2 protein-coding genes are annotated in these 1107 nt (G+C 62.8%); both read left to right on the top strand.

The genetic code is table 11. The features are described from left to right. A partial coding sequence (locus tag U4E84_RS18300) for a metal ABC transporter substrate-binding protein (protein ID WP_322533488.1) occupies positions 1–452 on the top strand: 452 nt, incomplete at its 5' end. Further along, a partial coding sequence (locus U4E84_RS18295; protein ID WP_322533487.1) for an ABC transporter ATP-binding protein occupies positions 452–1107 on the top strand: 656 nt, incomplete at its 3' end. The genes U4E84_RS18300 and U4E84_RS18295, both read left to right, overlap by 1 nt.

Raw genomic sequence — 1107 nt, 5'->3', positions numbered from 1 at the left:
ATTCGGGTAACGAGGACACATACACAGAGAACGCCGACGCCTTCCGGGCTGAGCTCGATGCCCTTCATGAGCAAATTGAGGAAGTAATGGCTAGCGCCTCCAAAGGGGTCATTCTCGTCGCAGGACACGACTCGTGGCAGTACTTCGGTGACCGCTACGACGTGACCGTCGAAGCGCTTACCAACGTCTCACCGGATGATCGCCCGACAACCAGAGACATTGAGCGCGCACAGGAGGTCATCGAGACGCACGACCTACGGTACATATGTGCGGATCCGCTCGAGTCCCAGCAGGCCGCGGAGCAACTCGTCGAAGAGACCGACGCCGAAGAAGTGCTTCCCCTGACGGCGATACCGGGCCTTACCGACGAGTGGGAGAACGAAGACTGGGGATACGACGAGGTGATGGAAAACGTAAACCTTCCGGCCCTGGAAGACGCACTCGACGCGTAATGGCCCTGCTCGAAGTCAGCGACGTCACGTTCTCGTACGGCGACCGCCCGGTCGTCAATCGGGTATCCCTCGACGTCGAGGCGGGCGATTTCCTCGGTCTCGTGGGGCCGAACGGTTCCGGAAAGACGACGCTGCTCAAGCTCATGATCGGGTTGCGCCGTCCCGACTCGGGTTCGGTGACGCTGTTCGGCGATCCGGCCCACGAGTCCCGGAACGGCGACCGGATCGGATTCGTCCCGCAGGACGTGACGACCACTAACGGTGAAATGCCGATAACCGTCAGGGAGGCCGTCCGCATGGGCCGATACCCGCACAAGCTGACGCGACGGTTCTCGCAGGAAGACCGCGACGCGATCGAGACCGCGTTGCGACGGGTCGAGATCGCCGACCTCGCGGACCGCCGCATTGGGCGGCTTTCGGGCGGACAGCGACAGCGGGCGTTCATCGCCCGCGCGCTCGCCTCCGAGGCGGACCTGCTCGCGCTCGACGAGCCGACCGTCGGCGTCGATGCTGAATCACGTGAGTCGTTCTACGAGCTGCTTCACGAACTGAATCGGGACGGCATCACGATCATCCTCATCGAACACGACATCGGCGTCGTCACGACGCACGCTTCGGAGATCGCGTGCCTCAACCGAGAGTTGTTCTTCCACGG

Source organism: Halorubrum sp. AD140 (genome assembly GCF_034497445.1).
Lineage (GTDB): Archaea > Halobacteriota > Halobacteria > Halobacteriales > Haloferacaceae > Halorubrum.
Note: the sequence above shows the minus strand (reverse complement) of the source record. Positions and strands in the feature narration are given on the sequence as shown.